Source organism: Streptomyces indicus, assembly GCF_900100315.1.
In the GTDB taxonomy this organism is placed as follows: Bacteria; Actinomycetota; Actinomycetes; order Streptomycetales; family Streptomycetaceae; genus Streptomyces; species Streptomyces indicus.
In genome coordinates, this window is sequence record NZ_FNFF01000005.1 from 162,982 (window position 1) to 181,587 (window position 18,606).

General features: G+C 72.4%; 18 protein-coding genes. 4 read left to right on the forward strand and 14 right to left on the reverse strand.

From position 1 onward, the window contains the following. Positions 1-80 precede the first annotated feature (80 nt). The 3 genes from BLT97_RS15270 to BLT97_RS15285 all read right to left on the reverse strand — a co-directional run bounded on the left by BLT97_RS15270 (position 81) and on the right by BLT97_RS15285 (position 4,846). On the reverse strand, positions 81-581 hold the full coding sequence (locus BLT97_RS15270; RefSeq protein WP_093610305.1) for a hypothetical protein: 501 nt from the start codon (positions 579-581) through the stop codon (positions 81-83). 154 nt (positions 582-735) lie between these two features. Then, complete coding sequence (locus BLT97_RS15275; RefSeq protein WP_093610307.1) at positions 736-3,669, reverse strand: ATP-binding protein; 2,934 nt, start codon at positions 3,667-3,669, stop codon at positions 736-738. Between the two features lie 202 nt (positions 3,670-3,871). Continuing rightward, entirely contained in the window at positions 3,872-4,846 is a 975-nt protein-coding gene (locus BLT97_RS15285; protein WP_093610311.1) for a quinone oxidoreductase family protein, read from the reverse strand. 114 nt (positions 4,847-4,960) lie between these two features. Here BLT97_RS15285 and BLT97_RS15290 point away from each other — a divergent pair, with 114 nt between their 5' ends. Further along, positions 4,961-5,593, forward strand: a complete 633-nt coding sequence (locus BLT97_RS15290) for a TetR/AcrR family transcriptional regulator (protein ID WP_093610313.1) — start codon at positions 4,961-4,963, stop codon at positions 5,591-5,593. A gap of 13 nt (positions 5,594-5,606) precedes the next feature. On the opposite strand, the gene BLT97_RS15295 is transcribed toward BLT97_RS15290, so the two are convergent. From BLT97_RS15295 to BLT97_RS15310, 4 genes are all read right to left on the reverse strand, one after another. Next, positions 5,607-6,206, reverse strand: a complete 600-nt coding sequence (locus BLT97_RS15295) for a dihydrofolate reductase family protein (RefSeq protein ID WP_093610315.1) — start codon at positions 6,204-6,206, stop codon at positions 5,607-5,609. Positions 6,207-6,329: 123 nt separating this feature from the next. Further along, positions 6,330-7,160, reverse strand: a complete 831-nt coding sequence (locus BLT97_RS15300) for a metalloregulator ArsR/SmtB family transcription factor (RefSeq protein WP_093610317.1) — start codon at positions 7,158-7,160, stop codon at positions 6,330-6,332. 56 nt (positions 7,161-7,216) lie between these two features. Beyond that, positions 7,217-7,570, reverse strand: a complete 354-nt coding sequence (locus BLT97_RS15305; RefSeq protein ID WP_093610319.1) for a hypothetical protein — start codon at positions 7,568-7,570, stop codon at positions 7,217-7,219. Continuing rightward, positions 7,567-8,148, reverse strand: a complete 582-nt coding sequence (locus tag BLT97_RS15310) for a CGNR zinc finger domain-containing protein (RefSeq protein ID WP_093610321.1) — start codon at positions 8,146-8,148, stop codon at positions 7,567-7,569. The genes BLT97_RS15305 and BLT97_RS15310 overlap by 4 nt, the downstream gene beginning before the upstream one ends. A gap of 58 nt (positions 8,149-8,206) precedes the next feature. On the opposite strand from BLT97_RS15310, the gene BLT97_RS15315 reads away from it, so the two are divergent. Together BLT97_RS15315 and BLT97_RS15320 are read left to right on the forward strand one after the other, a co-directional pair. Continuing rightward, positions 8,207-8,866 carry a pyridoxine/pyridoxamine 5'-phosphate oxidase gene (locus BLT97_RS15315; RefSeq protein WP_093610323.1) on the forward strand — a complete coding sequence of 220 codons (660 nt, stop codon included), beginning with the start codon at positions 8,207-8,209 and terminating at the stop codon, positions 8,864-8,866. A gap of 83 nt (positions 8,867-8,949) precedes the next feature. Next, positions 8,950-9,654 (forward strand): leucine-rich repeat domain-containing protein, encoded by a 705-nt coding sequence (locus BLT97_RS15320; RefSeq protein ID WP_093610896.1) that lies wholly within the window; start codon positions 8,950-8,952, stop codon positions 9,652-9,654. An 82-nt stretch (positions 9,655-9,736) separates the two neighbouring features. Here the strand turns inward: BLT97_RS15320 and BLT97_RS15325 are convergent, their stop codons facing one another. The 6 genes from BLT97_RS15325 to BLT97_RS15350 form a co-directional block, all read right to left on the reverse strand. After that, positions 9,737-10,489, reverse strand: a complete 753-nt coding sequence (locus BLT97_RS15325; RefSeq protein WP_093610325.1) for a class I SAM-dependent methyltransferase — start codon at positions 10,487-10,489, stop codon at positions 9,737-9,739. Positions 10,490-10,691: 202 nt separating this feature from the next. Beyond that, positions 10,692-10,940: a DUF397 domain-containing protein gene (locus BLT97_RS15330; RefSeq protein WP_093610327.1), complete on the reverse strand. Its 249-nt coding sequence runs from the start codon at positions 10,938-10,940 to the stop codon at positions 10,692-10,694. Positions 10,941-11,042: 102 nt separating this feature from the next. Further along, positions 11,043-12,215 (reverse strand): thiolase domain-containing protein, encoded by a 1,173-nt coding sequence (locus BLT97_RS15335; RefSeq protein WP_093610329.1) that lies wholly within the window; start codon positions 12,213-12,215, stop codon positions 11,043-11,045. Continuing rightward, on the reverse strand, positions 12,212-13,258 hold the full coding sequence (locus BLT97_RS15340; protein ID WP_093610331.1) for a thiolase domain-containing protein: 1,047 nt from the start codon (positions 13,256-13,258) through the stop codon (positions 12,212-12,214). The genes BLT97_RS15335 and BLT97_RS15340 overlap by 4 nt, the downstream gene beginning before the upstream one ends. Beyond that, entirely contained in the window at positions 13,259-14,203 is a 945-nt protein-coding gene (locus BLT97_RS38900; RefSeq protein WP_093610333.1) for a Zn-ribbon domain-containing OB-fold protein, read from the reverse strand. A gap of 38 nt (positions 14,204-14,241) precedes the next feature. Further along, entirely contained in the window at positions 14,242-15,042 is an 801-nt protein-coding gene (locus BLT97_RS15350) for a crotonase/enoyl-CoA hydratase family protein (protein WP_093610335.1), read from the reverse strand. Between the two features lie 200 nt (positions 15,043-15,242). Here BLT97_RS15350 and BLT97_RS15355 point away from each other — a divergent pair, with 200 nt between their 5' ends. Then, positions 15,243-16,865 (forward strand): acyl-CoA synthetase, encoded by a 1,623-nt coding sequence (locus BLT97_RS15355; protein ID WP_093610337.1) that lies wholly within the window; start codon positions 15,243-15,245, stop codon positions 16,863-16,865. Between the two features lie 83 nt (positions 16,866-16,948). On the opposite strand, the gene BLT97_RS15360 is transcribed toward BLT97_RS15355, so the two are convergent. Then, on the reverse strand, positions 16,949-18,460 hold the full coding sequence (locus tag BLT97_RS15360; RefSeq protein WP_093610339.1) for an alpha/beta fold hydrolase: 1,512 nt from the start codon (positions 18,458-18,460) through the stop codon (positions 16,949-16,951). Positions 18,461-18,606 lie beyond the last annotated feature (146 nt).

Below are 18,606 nucleotides of genomic sequence, written 5' to 3' on the forward strand. Positions count from 1 at the left end.
CGGATGGGCAGCATGCGAAGGGGCCGCGGCGTGTGCCGCGGCCCCTTCGGTGTCTCGGGTGTGCTCCGAGCCCTCCGGACTCAGCCCTGCTGGAACATCTCCGCCGGCAGCGGCTTCAGGAGCGCGTACAGGTCGTCCGTGATGGGACGGTCCCAGGCCGCGATCGTCACGAGCACATTGTCGCTGCGGTCGAACTGCACGCAGGAGATCCGGCTCTCGGACAGCTTGAGGCGGCGCACGATCAGCAGGTTGTCCCCCTGCATCACCGGCACGTCCTCCGTCTCGAGGACCTCGACCTCCTCCTCGTTCTCCAGCGCGAGCAGCAGCTGCGCGACCTCGAACGGGACCTGCTTCTCGCCCAGCTCGCGGGCCGGGGAGCCCTCGGGCAGGTTCCCGATCACCATCGCGGGGCCGCGGCCGCCGAACAGGTCATAGCGCAGGAAGACGCCCTGGCAGCTGCCGTCGGGGGCGGGCAGCAGGCCCGCGCCGAGGTTGCCCGGCCAGTCTCCCGGGTCCATGGCGAGGACGTCGAAGTCCGGCCCGGCGGGGGTGGGAGCGCTGCGGCGGCGGAGGAAGGACATGCGCCCATGGTACGTGGCTGCGCGGGTTTCCCGACGCCGGGGACCGGGCTCGTCGGAAGGCCCGGGGCGGGTGCGGCGGGAGCGGTCCCGGAACCCGTGCGCTCCGCTCACCGCGGGTCCGGCGGAGGTGATCTCCGGAGTGCGTACGCGCCCCTCATGTCCGGTCGGCCGGCGGCTCCCCCAAGGCCGTGCCCAGGCCGCCGAGGTCCGTGCCGACCTTGCGGTACACGGCCGACAGGAGGCGGACGACGGTGGGCTCGTCCAGGCGCAGGTCCTGTGCGATGGCCGCGGTGGTCTCCCCGCGCACGGCCAGCGCGGCGGCCGCGCGCTCGCGTGCGGTGAGGGTGTCGGTCCCGGTGACGTGCAGGCGGCGCGGGCGCTGCCCCATGGCGGCCAGCTCGTCCCGCGCCTGCTCGACCAGGCCGTCCGCGCCGCACTGCACGGCCGCGTCGAGTCCGCGGTAGAGGTGGTCGGCGGCGTCGGCGGGCTGCCCGGTACGGCGCAGCTCCGCGCCGAGCGCGACCAGGGAGCAGGCGAGCTCGTGGCCGGCCGGTGAGCGTTCGAGCTGGGACACCGACTCCTCGAGGAGTTTGGCCCGCTCTCCGGACGGGCCGACCTCGGCGGTGATGCGCAGGGCCTGGCCGACGGCGGACGCAGTGCCGTACTGCCGGGCGCGCTGCACCGCCTCCTGCGCGAGGCCGGCGGCGCGGGCGGGTGCCTCGTGGGCCTCGGCCCGGGCGAGGTGCAGGAGCCAGGGGCACCAGGCGGGGTTGCGCATGCCGCGCGGGTCCAGGCGCCGTCCCGCCGCGGCGAGTTCGGCTGCGGCGGCACGCAACTCACCTCGGGCGAGCAGGAGTTCGCCGTACACGGTCTGCGCGTCGGGGAAGGTGACGGCGGCCGGGAACGGCGGTCCGAACCCGCACTCCTCGCCGATGTGGGAGGCCTCGGTGACCCGCCCCCGGGCGAGCAGGATCTCGATCAGGATGCTCACCGCATACCAGTGGACGGGGGTGCGCCGGCCGACGCGTTCCGCCAGCCGCAGCCCGGCCCGGGCGAAGTCCTCGGCCTCGGCGAGCCGGCCGCGGCGCAGCCGGACGTAGCCGAGCAGCGTGTAGCCGAACGAGAGGTGGGCGCCGCGCCAGCCCTGGCGCTCGAAGTCGGCGATGCCCGCGGCGAACAGCTCCTCGGCCCGCCCCGGCCGGTCGGCGTAGAGGAAGGCGAGGGCCACCAGGACCGGCACCTCGAAGCCGCGGTCCTCCTCGGCCCAGCCGAGCCCGCCGACGAGGGCGCGCTCGGCGTGGTGCACGGCGACCTCGGCGGGTTCGGCGCGCAGCGTGGCGTCCCAGGCGCGCAGCCCGATGATGTAGCGCTCGGTCAGGTCCCGGCCGGTGAGCCGGTCGGCGAGCCGGGCCAGGCGCCGCGAGCGGGCCGGTGAGTCGGGTTCGTCGGACCGGAAGGCGTCCCACATGAACTGCTCGGCCTGCATCCGCAGCCGTACGCGGGCGTCCTGGGCGAGGCGTGTGCCCTGTTCCAGGGTGGCGGAGGCTTCGGCGAGGCGGTCGGAGTGGGCGAGCACCTGCGAGAGCCGGTAGACGATGCCGTGCCGCAGGGCGGGGTCGCCGATCGGCTCGGCCAGTGCGGCCCTGAGGTGGTTGACGGTGGTGGCCGGTTCGGTGAGCAGGGAGGCGCACCCCAACTCGTAGAGCACGGCGGCCCGTTCCTCGGCGGGCGGCGGTTCGCGCAGGGCGCGGGCGAGGTAGCGGCGGGCGGCGTCGGGGGCGCCCGCGCGCTGCACCTCCCTTGCGGCGGCGCGCAGTTGGTCGACCACCCAGGTATCGCCGTCGGGGTGGGTCTCCATGAGGTGGCGGGCCGCGGCGCCGGCGCCGAGTCCTTCGTTGATGACCGCCCAGGCGGCCTGCCCGTGCAGGGCCACGCGGACGCCGCCGGGGATGGCGCGGTAGACGGCCGTGGCGATCAGGGGGTGCACGAATTCGAGGGTGTCTGCGCCGGTGAGGATACGGGCGCCGCGCAGCCGGTCCGCGCAGTCCCCGGCCTCTTCGCCGCCGAGTCCGGCGACGGCGGCGGCCAGGTGCGGTGAGATCTCGGTGCCGAGCACGGCGCAGGCCCAGGCGAAGCGCACGGTGGAGGTGCCGAGCCGTTCGAGCCGGGCGACCAGGCCGCTGCCCTTGACCGCGGCGGCCAGGTCGCGGAGCAGGTGCGCGCAGGCCTCGTTCGGTTCGAGGCCGCGGTCGCGCACCTTGGCGGTCACCTCGACGGCCTCGAAGGGGTTGCCCGCGGTGACGGCCCAGGTCTCGCGGCAGAACGCGTCGTCGGCGTGCGCGCCCACGGAGGCGCGGACGAGCCGGGCGATGGCGTGCGCGCTGAGCGGTTCCAGGTCGATGGGCCGCTGTCCGGCCCGCCCCGGCAGGCCCCTGAACTCCTCGGCGTAATCCGGGAGTTCATCCGGCCGGTAGGCGACGACGAGCAGCAGCGGCAGCTGTTCCGCGCGGGGCGCGAAGGCGGCGAGCCAGCTGAGGGACTCGCGGTCGGCCCAGTGCGCGTCGTCGAGCACGAGCACCATTGGTGCCCGCTGCACGGCGAGGTGGGTGAGCACCCAGTCGAGTCCGTCGCGCAGGCCCTGGGGGTCGGGCGGTGCGCCTTCCGCCGGGGCGCACAGGCCGAGCGCGGGGCCGACGATGTCGTACCAACTGCCCAGTGTCGAGCGGATCTCCTCTTGGGAGGCCCCGGCGAGCAGCGGCTGCACGAGCTGGCGCGCGACGTGGAAGGCGACGTGCTGCTCCTGGTCGCCGCCGCGTGCGGCGAGCACGGTGCAACCCTTGGCGAGGGCGCGTCGGCGCACTTCCGCGATGAGGCTGGTCTTGCCGATCCCGGCCCGCCCGGAGAACGCGAGCAGCGCGCCGCGCGGCCGGTCGAGCGGGTCGACCCCTTCGGGTTCGAGTCCGGCCAGCTCGCTCAACGCCTCGTCCACGGCGGCGAGTTCGCCTTCGCGCTCGAACAGCGTGCGCCGCGTCCGGGCCACGCCGGCCAGGGGGCCGCGCCGTCCCGGAGGTATGCCGTGCTCGCTCATGGTGCACCCCCCTGCCGCGGTGGTGCGCGGGCGCGGGGAGCCGGTGCACGCCGTGGCCTTCAGGGACCTCAGCGTACGCCGGTCGGGGGGGTGCGGGCCCCGGGAGTTCGATTCTCGGTTCCACCGGGACTCGGAGTGTGACGAACTCTGGGACTTGGAGCGCGACGGGCCCTAGGGATCGGAAATCGATGCCGCTCAAGGCTCAGAGCGTGATGACCGTACGTTCGCCCTGCGCGTCCTCGTGTGCCCACGCCGCCTCGACCTCCGCCAGCGGGAAGGGGTGCGGCCGCACCGTCATCGCGCCCGCGGTGATCGCGGCTGCGAGCTCGTCGAAAGCGCAGTCCTCCATGGCGACCGAGCCGAAGCCGCTGCCCAGGACGCGGAACGCGTTGGAGCGCAGGAAGTGGCCGGCCAGCGTGATGTCCAGGCCGCCCATTCCGCCGATCTGGACCCAGTCGAGGAGCCGGGTGTGCTCGGTACGGGCGGAGAGTACGGCCTGCATGGCGAGTTCGGTGGGCGGGCCCCAGACGTAGTCGAGGACGACGTCGACCTCGGCCGCGGCCCCGGCGTACGCCTTCGCGGTGGCGTCGGCGTCGTCGGTCAGTGCGATCACCTCGTCGGCGCCTTCGGACCGGAGCTGGTCGAGGCGGGCGCGGTTGCGTCCGGCGGCGATGACGCGGCCGGCGCCAAGATGCCGGGCGACCTTGACCGCCATGGATCCCGCGTTCCCGGTGGCGCCGATGATCAGCACCGACTTGCCGGTGATGTCCGGCACGCGGGCCTTGAGCGCTACCCAGGACGACAGCGCCGGGTTCATCGTGGCCACGAGGGTCGCGGGGTCCGCCTCGGACGGTACCGGGATCACGACGGCCGGATCGACGGCGATGCGCTCGGCGAGGGTGCCGGCGCCCATCACCATCACGAAGCCGAGGCTTCCGTCGGCCCGGCGCACCACGGCGTCGGCGCCGGCGAGGGCCGGCAGCGCCGTGGGGCTCGTGTAGTGCTTGCCGGCCGCGATGCCCTTCGTGGCCCGGTGCACTCCGACGGCGAGCACGTCCACGACCTCCTGGCCGGGTCCGGGCTGCGGCTCCGGGATGACCCGGTAGTGCGGCGGCTCGTCGAAGGACTCGATGACGGCGGCATTGACGGTGGCGGTGGCCTTGGCGGTGGTGCTCATGGGGCTGCGCTCCTGGACGACGGGCACGGAACTTAAGATACGGACCTGTATCTAGTTTCGACGGTACGACTCCGGGATAAGATGCGCAAACGCACCTAAAAGGGGTGAGGCGCCATGGGTGAGGACGGCAGCGGGACCACTCGCGGCCGCGCCGGCGCGACGGCGACGCGTCGGCGCGGGCAGGCGCTCGAGGGCGCGCTCCTCGACGCGGCCTGGGAGGTGCTGGTCGAGCAGGGGTACAGCGGCTTCACCTTCGAGGCGGTCGCCGCCCGCGCCGGTACGAGCCGGCCCGTTCTCTATCGCCGCTGGCCCACACGCGAGGACCTGCTGCTCGCTTCCCTCGCGAAGCACTGGCGGCCGCTGCCGGTCCCCGACACCGGCAGCCTCCGCGAGGACGCGCTCACCCTCCTGCGTACGCTCAACGCCGAGCGCGGCCGCCTGGTGATCCTGCTGCGGGTCCAGCTGACGGACTACTTCCGCGATACGGGCTCGAGCTTCGAGGACCTGCGCAACCGCCTCCGCCCGCAGGGCGAGCCGCCGTTCCGGACGATCGTCGGGCGCGCGGTCGAGCGCGGCGAGCTGCCGGCGGCGCCCCGCTCGCCCCGCGTCCTGGACCTGCCGTTCGATCTCGTCCGGCACGACATGCTCCTGAAGATGGGCGCGGTGCCGGACGAGTCGCTCGTGGAGATCGTCGACGAGGTGTGGCTCCCGTTGCTCGGCCTCCGGCAGTCGCGGCCGAGCGCATGAGGAGGCTCGCGGGTCAGCGGACGCGGTCGTAGACCAGGGCCAGTTCGCCCAGCTTGCCCGACTCCTGGTGAGTGAGGTTCCACTGCCCGGCGGGCAGCCCGTCCTCGAAGAGCCGTTCGCCGCCGCCTGCGATCTCGGGGCAGATCATCAGGTACAGGCGGTCCACGAGGTCGGCGGCGAGCAGCGGCTTGAGGATGCTGGGCGCCGTGTTGACGAGGATGTCCCCCTCGCCGCTCGCCTTGAGGTCACGGATGACCTCCTCGACCGGCCCGTCGACGACCCTGGTCCGCTCCCAGGGCGCCTCGGTCAGGGTGGTCGAGAAGACGACCTTCTCCGCACCCGCAAGCCACCGGGCGTAGCCACGGTCGCGCGGATCGGCGTTCTCGTCCTCGGCGACCGCCGACCAGTAGCCCACGAAGCCGAGCGCGTTGCCCCGCCCGAAGACGGCCGTGGTCTTGTCCTGCCAGATGCGGGCGAGGTGGTCGCGGGCGGTGTCGGTGACGGCGTACGGGATGATCGCGCCCATGTCACCAGGCCCTCCTGCGCCGTGGTAGCGCCCGTCGAGGGTGAGGCTGATGTTGGCGGTCACCTTGCGCGGGGTGGCGGCGTTCATGGTGGGTCCTCTCGGGTCGGTCAGGCGTCGTTGGCGGTGCTGTCGGTGGCGCGATTCCTTGTGGCGCCTCGCTCGGCGGGTGCGGGATGCCTTACTTGGCGGATTACTTGTTCGCCGGGTGCCTTACTGGGCGGCGCTTCCCTTACGAGCAGGGCGAGTTGAGGCAAGGGCGGCGGCGAGCTGGTCGAGCACTTGGCCCCAGCCTGTCTCGATGCCGGCGATGAAGGGAGCCGCCTCGACGGCGGCGCCGGAGAGGCCGAGTGCGAGGCGGAGCGCCGTGCCCCCGTCCGCCTCCGCGAGGGTCAGGTCGTAGTGACCGGAGAAGCTGATCCCGCCGTCGGCGTCGTGCACCGACAGGTCGAACACGAGCCGCTCGCCTTCGACCGCCTCCTGTACGCGGCCGGACGAGCGGTAACTGCCGTCCGCGTCGCGGTAGTCGAGGACGGCGCGGCCGCCCTCCTCCGGTTCGAGCACGCAGTCCGTGACCGTCATGGACGGCGGGACCCACCAGGAGGCGAGCAGGTCCGGCTCGACCCAGTGCCGCCACACCGTGGCGCGGTCCGCGGCGAACCGGCGCTCGAACACGAAGGTCCGTCCGTCCGCCCACCGGTCGCCGCCACGGTCCGCCGCGGCCGCCTCCGCCTCCACGGCGGCCCGGTAGCGCGCGAGGACGTCCAACTCCCCCTGCTGCGCGACCGCCATGTCCGCCAGAGCGCCCACGCGCCGCCCGAACTCCGCGAGCGTGGCGGGCTCGACGGCGTAGACACGCCGCTGCCCGAGCGGATGCACCGTGGCGAGCCCGGCCCGCACGAGGGTCTGGAGGTGCTTGGTCGTCTGCGGCTGCCGCAGCCCGGTCAACTCGGCCAGCTCACCGACGGACCGGGGCCGTCCGGCGAGCAGCTCGACGAGGCGCCAGCGTGCGGCGTCGCCGAGCGCGGCTGCGATGCGCTCCATGACAGGAAGTATTCCCCCATGGGGATATTCTCGTCAAGGAATACGAAGGATCTCGTTCAGGAGCCGAGCCTCGCCCGCTCTCCGCCCCGGCCGTCTCCGCCGACCTCCCCGGGCAGATACAGCCGCATCCGCACCTCGTCCTCCGGCTCGACCACGACCGGAATGCCCCAGTGGGCGCTCAGCGCGCGGCCGACCTCGATCAGCCGGAGCCGCTCGGGCGGGGTGTGGGCGGGGAAGGAGACCTCGCCGTGGTCGGCGAGGGCGTTACCGAGTTCCGCGAACAGGACGCGGCGGGCCCGCTGCTCCTCCTCGGGCGTGAGCGGAGTACGCCCCCTCTCCCCCTCCGGCGTGAGCGGAGTGCGCTCGCCGTCGTCCCCGACGGCGCGCACGTTGTACAGGTCCCGGATCACAGCGACTCCTTGCGGTGGCGTTCATGGTGTCTGGCTACGCGGGCGCGGTTGCCGCAGGAGGGTTTGCACCACTCCTGGCGCGGATGCTCCTTGAGGAAGTAGCGCACGCAGCGCGGGGCATGGCAGGCCCGCAGTCTGCCCCGATCCGGTCCGGCGAGGAAGGCGATGGCTGCCCGCGCCAGCTCGGCCACCAGTACGTCGGCCGGCGTCGCGGCGGCGACGGGCCGCAATAGGGAGGCGGGCTCACCGGTCCAGTCGAAGACCGGTACGACAGGGACGCGCGCGGCGGCCGCGTTCAGCCGGGCCACCGCCTCGGACTCTGGAAGCAGCCGGCGCGCGTCCGCCGGGCTCGGCTCCGCGGGGCGTACGGCCTTTGCGAACAGGGCACGGACTGCGGCACGGAGGTCCCGTACCGCCGCGAGCGTCCCGGCGTCCGCGGTGAACTCCCCCAGTTCCGGCAGTCGTTGACGCACCCAGACGGTCAGCCCGTCCGGATCGGTGAGATCGTCTGCGACACCGCCGTGGCCGTCGTGGCGGATGGTGAGCGCGAGGTCGAGGACCAGTGGCGAGTCCGGCATGCGCTAATGATAACTTCGCCACCAAGCATTAGGTCTGGTGGGTGGCGGAGGTGCGCGCATGGCCGGGGATCTGCGGCAAGTGCTGCGGGGCATCGAGGTGTTCGCGGGCGAACTGCCCCTATTCGACCCGAACGCCGCGCCCGCGACACCCGACGAGCTGTTCACCGAGTGGCTGCTGCACGCCTTGGAGGCCGGTGTGCGCGAGCCGCATGCGATGACGCTCTCGACGGCCGGCGCGGATGGCAACCCGACGGCGCGCGTCCTGATCCTCAAGAACGTGGAGGCCGGCGGCTGGCAGTTCGCCTCGGACAGCGGCGGGGTCAAGGGTCGCAACCTCGCCGAGCGGCCGTACGCGGCACTGACCTTCTACTGGCCGGAGCTCGCCCGGCAGGTGCGGGTCCGCGGGCCGGTCACACCCGAGAGCGCCGAGGCCTCGCGCGCCGACTTCCTCGCCCGCGGGGTCGGGGCGCGGGCCGAGTCGCTGCTCGCCCGGCAGTCGCAGCCCCTGGACGACCTCGCGTCGCGGGACGCGGCCGTCGCCGTGTCGCTTGCCCGCGTGGAGGAGGACCCCGGCCTCGCACCGGAGGGCTGGCGGCTGCTCACAGTGCGGGCGGAGTCCGTGGAGTTCTGGCAGGGCGACAAGGAGCGCCGGCACACGCGCCTCGCGTATCTCCGCACGGGGGACGGCAGTTGGCGCAGGCAGCTGCTGTGGCCGTGACCCGTACGGCGGACAAAAGTGCCGGCACATCGCCCGACGGGCGCCGCCACGGCGAGAGACGAGGAGCACCGAAGGTGACGCGGATCGACTACTGGCGGGCCGGTCTCACCGAGATTCCCGACGACGTGTGGCAGCCGGACGTGGAAGTGCTGCTCCTGCCGGACAACGCGCTGACCGTCCTGCCCTCCCGCATCGGGACGCTCCAGCAACTCCACACTCTGGATCTCGGCCACAACCGCCTCACCGAGGTGCCGCCGGAACTCGGCGACCTCAGCGGGCTCTCGCGCTTCCTCTATCTGCACGACAACTACCTGAGCGCTCTTCCCGAGGCGCTCGGGCGGCTGACGCGGCTGCGCTATCTGAACGTCGGCGAGAACCTCCTCACCGCACTGCCGGACGAACTGGGCGGTCTGAAGTCGCTGGTGGAGCTGCGCGCCCAGCACAACCGCCTGACCCGCCTGCCGGACAGTCTGGGCGCACTCGGTGCCCTGCGCGAGCTGTGGCTGCGCGGCAACCGGCTCACCGAACTCCCGCCGGGCACCAGCCACTTGACGGAGCTGCGCGAGGTCGAGCTCCGGGAGAACCTGTTCTCCGAGGTCCCGGCCGGGCTGCGGGAGCTGCCTCTCCTGCGCAAGGTGGATCTGCGGTCCAATCAGGTACGGGACCTGCCCGGCTGGCTCCTCAGTCTGCCCGCGCTGGAGAAGCTGGACCTGCGCTGGAATCCGCTGGACGGGGACTGCTCGGTGCTCGATGTGCTGGAGCGGCGGGGGTGTGTGGTCCTGCGGTGAGGAGGTGCCGGGGCGGACGGGTACCGGTCCGCCCCGCGGTCGCCACCGGTACGCCGTACGGCCCGCGCGGTCCCGAGCCGGTTCAGGCCCGGCAGCGCAGCAGCTCCAGCGGCGGGTTCACGAACAGGTCCGCCCAGAACTCCTCGCCGTACTCCTTGATCCCCGCCTCCGAGATGTGCAGCGGCACCCATTCGAGGTCGCGGAACCCGGCCGCGGTCAGGGAGTTCTCGTACACCTCGCGGCGCGGGCGCGGCGTGACGAAGCTGACCGGGTGGCCCGGCAGGTGCGCGGTCAGGCGGGCCAGCGGACCGGTCTCGGCCTCCTCGCCGGTCAGTTCGCTGCGGAAGCCGTACTTGTCGATGGAGGGTCCGTCGAAGCGGAAGTCGGGCGACTGGTTGAGGATGACGAACTGTCCGCCCGGCTTGAGGCTGCGGTGGATGTTGCGGCACATCCGCTCCATGGCGGCGATGTCCGCGGCGTAGCTGAGGAGCTGCACGCCGACGGCGAGGTCGAACTGCTCGTCGAGCTCGCGCAGTTCGGCCACGTCGCCCGCTTCGTAGCGCACCCCGAGCGGCGCCGCCTCCTCCAGGCGCCGGGCCACGGCGACCATCTCGGTGGAGATGTCGATGCCGAGGACGTCCGCGGCGCCGCGCCGCTTGAACTCGCGGCTGTAGAAGCCGGTCCCGGACGCCAGGTCCAGGACCGACCTGCCCGTCACGTCCCCGACCAGGGCCAGGACGCTGGGCACCTCCCCGTACTGCGCCAGCGGCAACGCCTTGAAGCCCTCGAACGCCTCGCCGATCCCGTCGTACAGCTGCGTGCTCTGCGTAGTCATCGCGTCGTGTCCCCGCACATCGTCGGTTCACGGCGGTGTGCCGCCGTCGTGTGAGGAGTACATCGCCCGGCGGGCCTGGTCAGCCAGGACGTGAAGGCATGAAGAGCCGCGCGGCTCGGAGCCGCGACTTCGTAGGGATCTACGAGAGACAGGGCCGTGGCGGACCGGCGGTACGCACGGTCCCGGGGTCCGCCCGCCGCCGCTACGTGAGGTCGAACTCGCCGTCCCGCGCCCCCAGTACGAACGCCCGCCATTCGGCGGGCGTGAAAATCAGGGACGGGCTCTCGGGCCGGCCGCCGTTGCGCATCGCGATGAAGCCCTCGACGAAAGCGATCTGCACATCCCCCTGGTTGCGGGTGCCCGACTGCCAGTCGGCCCGGCTCAAGTCGAGGTCCGGCTTCTCCCAGCCCTCGAGCGGGTGCTGTCGGGTGGTGGTGGTGCTCTCGGCCACGTCCCTGCTCCTCCCGGTTTGTCGTCCGCCCGCCAGACTAGCGAGCACCGCGGGTGCCGGACAGGCCACGGAAGGAGGACGGCCCGCCCGGCACCCCTGACGTCAGCTCTGCGGCGGCTCCGAACCGACCAGCCACATGGCGAAGAACTGCGAACCGCCGCCGTACGCATGGCCCATGGCCTTGCGGGCGCCGTCCACCTGGTGCTCGCCGGCCTGCCCGCGCACCTGGAGCGCGGCCTCGGCGAAGCGGATCATTCCGGAGGCGCCGATGGGGTTGGTGGAGAGCACCCCGCCCGACGGATTGATCGGCAGATCTCCCTCGATCTCGGTGACGCCGGACTCGGTGAGCTTCCAGCCCTCGCCCTCCTCGGCGAAGCCGAGGTTCTCCAGCCACATGGGCTCGTACCAGGAGAAGGGCACGTAGATCTCGGCGAGGTCGATCTCGCGGCGCGGGTCCTTGATGCCGGCCTGCCGGTAGACGTCCGCCGCGCAGTCCTTGCCGGCCTGCGGCGAGACGAAGTCCTTGCCGGCGAACATCGTCGGCTCCGAGCGCATCGCGCCGCCGTGCATCCAGGCGGGCGGCTGCGGTGAACGGGCCGCGCCCGCACGGTCGGTGAGGATCATGGCGCAGGCGCCGTCGGAGGAGGGGCAGGTCTCGGAGTAGCGCACCGGGTCCCACAGCATCGGCGAGGACTGCACCTTCTCCAGGGTGATGTCCTTCTCGTGCAGATGCGCGTAGGGGTTCTTCAGGGCGTTGCGCCGGTCCTTGTACGCGACCAGCGAGCCGATGTGGTCCGGTGCTCCGGTACGCCGCATGTACGCGCGCACGTGCGGGGCGAAGAAACCGCCGGCGCCCGCGAGCAGCGGCTGCTGGAACGGGACGGGCAGCGACAGGCCCCACATCGCATTGGACTCGGACTGCTTCTCGAACGCGAGCGTGAGCACGGTTTGGTGCACCCGCGAGGCGACGAGGTTCGAGGCGACGAGCGCGGTCGAGCCGCCGACCGAGCCGGCGGTGTGCACCCGCAGCATCGGCTTGCCGACCGCGCCGAGCGCGTCGGCGAGGTAGAGCTCCGGCATCATGACGCCCTCGAAGAAGTCGGGCGCCTTGCCGATGACGACGGCGTCGATGTCGGCCCAGGTCAACTGGGCGTCGGCGAGAGCCCGTTGGGCTGCTTCGCGGACGAGTCCGGCGATGGAAACGTCCTTGCGGGCGGCGACGTGCTTGGTCTGGCCGATGCCGACGACGGCCACCGGTTCTTTTCCGGCACTCACTGGGCGTCCCCTTCCAGTACGGCGACCAGGTTCTGCTGGAGGCAGGGCCCCGAGGTCGCGTGGGCGAGCGCGCGGTCGGACTCGCCGCGGTGGATCCGGGCGGCGGCCTCGCCGATGCGCAGCAGGCCCGCGGCCATCATGGTGTTGGCGGCGAGCGGGCCGCCGGACGGGTTGACCTTCACCTCGTCGCCGAGCTTGAGCGCCTTGCGCAGCACGACCTCCTGCGAGGTGAAGGGTGCGTGCAACTCCGCGGTGTCCACGGGCCGTTCGAAGGCGCCGGCGCGCTCGGCCGCGAGCCGGGTCGAGGGCGAGTCGGTGAGGTCGCGGACGCCGAGGCTGTGCGCCTCGATGCGGTGGTCCATGCCGCGGATCCACGCGGGCCGCGCACACAGTTCACGCGCCTTGTCCCCGGCGGCGAGGATCACGGCCACTGCCCCGTCGCTGATGGGCGGGCAGTCGCCCTTGCGCAGCGGCCGGACCACGTAGTCGCCCTGCTCCACCGCGCCCTTGAGCTGCGCGTGCGGGTTGTCCGCGGCCGCTTCCCGGCTGCGGGCCGCGATGGAGGCGAGCGCGGGCTCGTCCGTCTCGCCCGAGTCGATCAGCGCCTGGGCCTGGAGCGCCGCGAGCGCCACCGCGTCCGGCCAGAGCGGGGCGACGTAGTACGGGTCGAGCTGGCGGGTGAGGACATCGCGGACGGAGCCGGGCGAAGTCTTGCCGTACGAGTAGACGAGCGCGGTGTCCACCTCGCCGGTGAGGATCTTCACCCAGGCCTCGTACATGGCCCAGGCGCCGTCCATCTCGACGTGCGACTCGGAGATCGGCGGCCAGGCGCCGACGCCGTCCAGGGTCATGGTGAAGGAGAAGGCGCGGCCCGCGAGGTAGTCCGAGGAGCCGGAGCAGGTGAAGCCGATGTCGCTGGTCTTCAGGCCCGTCTGCTCCATCACGGAGTGCAGGACGGGCATGAGCATCTCGACCTCGGACTGCTCGTCCGAGCGGCGCACCTGGTCGCTCTGCGCGAAGGCGACGATCGCGACCTCTCGCATCTACACCAGCTCCTTGTACGTGTCGTAGTCGGCGTCCGGCTCGCCGGTGGGCCGGTAGTGGTCGGGGTAGCGCCCGCCCTCGGTCCAGACGGGTTCGACCCTCAGGCCCATGCGCACCTGGTCGTACGGGATGCCGGCGATGCGTCCGTGCAGGGCGAGGTCGGCGCCGTCCAGCGCGATGTGGGCGTAGACGTAGGGCAGTTCGATGTCGAGGTTCTTGGCCTTGACGTTGACGATGCAGAAGGTGGTCACCGTGCCGCGCGGGCCGACCTCGACCGCTTCGCGGGTGGCGACCCCGCAGGTGGGGCAGGCGCCGCGGGGCGGGATGTACACCTTGGCGCAGGACGGGCAGCGCTCGCCGACCATCTTCCGTTCGGCGACGGCGGTGATGTACGCGGACTGGGCGCGGCCGGGCGAGTAGGTGTAGTCGAGGCGGGCCTGGGCGACGATGCCGCTCACCCGGTCCTCGAACTGCCCGTCGTGCGGGGCCGCTTCGGTGCCGGCCTCGCCGTCGTACGGTTCGAAGCAGGCGATGTCGGTGATGGCACCGGAGCGCTCCTCGGCCCAGCGGACCCGTACCCGCATGCCGGTGTGCACAGCGTCGGGGCCTTCGGCGTCGAGCGCGTGCAGGAGCGCGGTGTCGGCGCCGTCGAGCTTCACCAGGACCCAGGCGAAGGGCTTGTCGAGGGGCTGGCCGCGGCGGGGCTCGGGGTTCCAGGCCCAGGTGGTGACGGTGCCGGTGGCCGAGACCTCCACCATGTCGCGCAGTTCGTCGGCGGTGACCGGGTCGTACTCGACCGGCGGCACGAGGACCTTGCCGTCGCTCGTCCGCACGCCGAGCACCGTGCGCTCGCGCAGCCCGGTCAGGAACGCGCTCTGCACCGGGCCGAGCGAGCGGGTGAAGGGGAACTCGACGACGAGGGGGGCTTTCAGGAGTTCGGGCACGTGCGGGTCTCCTTGCGTGAGGGGGCGGGCGGCCGGGCTCAGGCGCGCTTGTAGACGGGCGGGCGCTTCTCGGCGAAGGCCTTCGGTCCCTCCTTGGCGTCCTCGGTGGCGAAGATCGGCCAGCCGCGCTCCAGTTCGGACTTGAGCCCTTCGGTCTCGGTCATCTCCGCGGTCTCGTACACGGAGGCCTTGACCGCCTCGACGGCCAGCGGACCGCAGGCGTTGACCATCTCGGCGATCTCGAGCGCCTTGTCGAGCGCGCCGCCCTCGGGAACGACATTGCCGATCAGGCCGATCGAGAGGGCTTCCCGGGCGCTGTAGTGGCGGCCGGTGAGCAGCATCTCCAGGGCGTGGGTGCGCGGGATCTGCCGCTGGAGCCGTACGGTCGAGCCGCCGATGGGGAACAGCGCGCGCTTGACCTCGGAGAGCCCGAAGGTGGCGGTCTCGCCCGCGACCCGGATGTCGGTGCCCTGGAGGATCTCCGTACCGCCGGCGACGCAGTAGCCCTCGACCGCGGCGATCACGGGCTTGCGCGGCCGGTGGTGGCGCAGCATCGCCTTCCAGTGCAGATCCGGGTCCTCCTTCATGCGCTCCCGGTACTGCTGTCCGTCCATGCCCTTGCCCGCCAGCGCCTTCAGGTCCATGCCCGCACAGAAGTCGCCGCCCGCGCCCGTCAGCACGACGGAGCGGATCGAGTCGTCCGCGTCGGCCTCCAGCCAGCCGTCGTAGAGGCCGACGAGCAGCGGCAGCGACAGTGCGTTCTTGGCCTCGGGCCGGTTCATGGTGAGCACCAGCGTCGCGCCCCTGCGCTCCACGGTGAGGTGTTCGGTCCCGCCCATGTGCTGCCTCCCACGGCTGTGTCGACCTCAAGACCTAGAACAGGTTGCAGTAGGTGGTGTTCCAGTTCAATAGTTTTCTGACAGCCAGTCAGATTTCTTGTCCGGCACCCTTCCCAGTTGCCCGGAGCGGGGGTCTAATGACCGCCGGATCGAGAAGTGCCGGGGTGTGTCCGGGGTGCTGTCCGGGGTCAGGAGGAACGGTGGAGTACAACCTTGCCGACCTGTTCGAGTCGATCGTCGACGTGGTCCCGGACCGCGAGGCGCTCGTCTACGTCGACCACCCCGGTACGGGGGCCGAGCGCCGGCTCACGTACCGCGAACTGGACGAGGCCGCCAACCGCCTCGCCCACCATCTGATCGCCTCGGGCCTGAAGCCCGGCGAACACCTGGGCCTGCACCTCTACAACGGCATCGAGTACGTGCAGACGATGCTCGCGGCCCTCAAGGCGCGGCTCGTCCCGGTGAACGTCAACTACCGTTACGTTGAAGAGGAGTTGGTCTACCTCTACCGGGACGCCGACCTCGCGGCGCTGGTCTTCGACGCCGAGTTCACGGAGCGGGTGGCGGCCGCGCTGCCGAAGACGGAGAAGCTGCGGCATCTCGTACGGGTGGGCCAGGCGCCCGCGGGCGCACCGGCCCTCGACCTCGTGGAGTTCACCGACGCGGAGGCCTCCGGATCGAGCGGACGGGGCTTCGGACCGCGCTCGGCCGACGACCTCTTCATCATCTACACCGGTGGCACCACCGGCATGCCGAAGGGCGTGATGTGGCGCCAGGAGGACCTGTTCTTCGCGGGCCTGTTCGGCGGGGCGCCCTCGGGCGAGCCGGTGCAGCGGCCCGAGGAGCTGGCCGAGCGGGTGGCGGCCGGCAGCGCGGGCCTCACCTTCTTCCCCACCCCTCCCCTCATGCACGGCACCTCCACCCTCACGACCTTCGTGGCCTTCGACTACGGCCAGCGGGTCGTGCTGCACCGCAAGTACGTGCCCGAGGAGGTGCTGCGCACCATCGAGAAGGAGAAGGTCTTCAGCGTCTCCCTCGTGGGCGACGCGATGCTCCGCCCGCTGGTGGACGCGCTGCGCGGCCCGTGCAAGGGCACGGACATGTCCTCCCTGTTCAGCCTCTCCTCCTCCGGCGCGATCATGTCGGACACGGTCCGCGCCGAGTTCCAGGAGCTGGTGCCGAACGTCATGCTGCTCAACAACTTCGGCTCGTCGGAGTCCGGCTCCAACGGCCGGGCGACCGCCGACTCGGGCCCCGAGAAGGGCTTCCGCATCGAGGTCAACGAGCGCACCCAGGTGGTCGACCCGGCCACCTACGAGCCGGTGGCGGTGGGCGAGGTGGGCCGCCTGGCCCAGCGCGGCCATGTACCGCTCGGCTACTACAACGACCCGAAGAAGACGGCGGAGACCTTCTTCCAGAAGGACGACCAGCGCTGGGTGCTGCTCGGCGACATGGCGACGGTGGACGAGAACGGCATCGTCACGGTGCTCGGCCGCGGTTCGCAGTGCATCAACACCGGCGGCGAGAAGGTCTACCCCGAAGAGGTCGAGCAGGCGCTCAAGTCGCACCCCGACGTCTACGACGCGCTGGTCGCGGGCGTCCCTGACCCGAAGTGGGGCAACCACGTGGCCGCGGTGGTCCAACTCCGCGAAGGTGCCCCGGCGTTGACGCTTGAGGACATCCAGACCCACTGCCGTACGCACGTCGCGGGCTACAAGATCCCGCGCCAGCTGGTGGTCACGGACACCATCCAGCGCTCCCCCAGCGGGAAGGCGGACTACCGGTGGGCGAAGGCGCTGGCGGAGAAGGACGCGGGGCTGTGAGCTGATGCCGTCGTGAGAGAGGGGGTCCGCGGGGCGGGCCCCCTCTTCGCGTACGACAGGCGGGGTCGGGCAGCAGCCGTGTCCTAGACGCCGAACTCCGCGAGTGCCCGCAGGAATGCGTCCGGCCGCTCCTCGTGGACGAGGTGTCCCGCTTCGATCGTCACGAGGCGGGCGTCGGGCATGCGCGCCGCCATCGCGGCGATCTGGTCCTGCGGGACGTGGCTCTTGGCGCCGCCCGCGATCACCAGCGTGGGCGGGGTGATCCGCTCGTGGCCCGCGCGCCAGGCCGGATCGGGATCGTTGAGATCGCGGTCCGTGGCGGGGACGACCGGCCAGTCGAAGTCCAGGTCGCCGCCGGGGTGTTCGGCCGGACCGCGGCGCGGGTCGAGGGGCACCATCGCGGGCGCCTCCTCCAGGACCAGGCGGCCGATCAGTCCGGGCGCGTCCTGCGCGAGCAGCCAGGCCGCGGCTCCGCCCATGGAGTGGCCGATCACGGTCGCGCCCCGCAGCCCGAGCGCCTCGATGAACGTCCGCAGGTCCTCGCGGAACCCCGCGAAGGAGTAGCTGCCCGGCCAGTCGCTCAGCCCGTGGCCGGTGAGGTCCGGTGCGAACACCCGGTGGTCCGCCGCGAGTCCGGCGGCGATGTGCGCCCAGTCGCGGCGGTCCGCGCCCCGCCCGTGGACCAGCACGACGGGCGGTGCGTCCTCGGCGCCCGTCACGGTGTACGCCAGCCGTCCGCGCGGCGTCCGGACGCTGCGTACGGACGGATCGAGGAAGGCCGCGAGCGTACGGCGGAACGCGCCCGCGTCGTCGAGCCACGGGAAGTGCCCGCCCCCGGCCTGCACGTCGAACTGCGCCTGCGGCAGCACCTCCGCGAGTGCACGGGCCACCTGCGGGCGCGGGCCTCCGTCCAGCTCGCCGCAGAGCACGAGCACCTCCGCGTCCAGGCGGGCGAGCGCGGCGCGCGTGGCCGGCGGGTCGTAGGCGCCTTCGGAGCCGTACGCCACCGCGGCCTCCTCGTTGACCTGGGCCGCCCCGCTCGCCGCATGCGCCTGCGCCTGCGCGTCCCAGCGCCCGTAGAAGAAGGCCTCGAAGCAGCCCTCCGTCTCCTCGCCGCGCAGCCGCGCGTCGAACACGGGCCATGCGGCCTCGAACCACGGCTCCCCGGACCGCAGCAGCGCGGCCTCGCGGCGGTGCTCCGGCGTGACCTCGATGCCGACAGCCCACAGGGTGGGCGTGACGAGCACGAGCCGGCGGACGCGCTCCGGGTGGGCGGCCGCGTACAGGAGCGCGAGGTTCGAGCCCGCCGAGTGGCCGAGGAGGTCGATGCGGTCGAGGCCGAGATGCACGCGCAGCGCCTCGATGTCCGCCACCTGACGGTCGCAGCGGTACGTGGCGGGGTCGGCCGGAATCTCCGAGGCGCCGGTCCCGCGCAGATCGGGTAGTACCAGCTGTCGGTGCGCGGCGAGACCTCCGAGGTCGCCGAGGTAGGCACTGGCGCGCATCGCCCCGCCGGGCACGCAGATCAGCGGCTCACCCGAGCCCGTCGTGCGGTAGGCGAGGCGGGTTCCGTCGGGGGCGCTGAAGGCGGTCATGGCGGGATCCTCACCGCGAGCACCCTCCGTCCGCAAGGCAGTTCTCCACCGGCGGACGCCCCGGCTGCCGCCCTCGTCGCCGCCGTTGGCACACTGCTCGGGTGACGACATCTGCGCAGGCGGGCCGCGACAACGCGAACACGGCC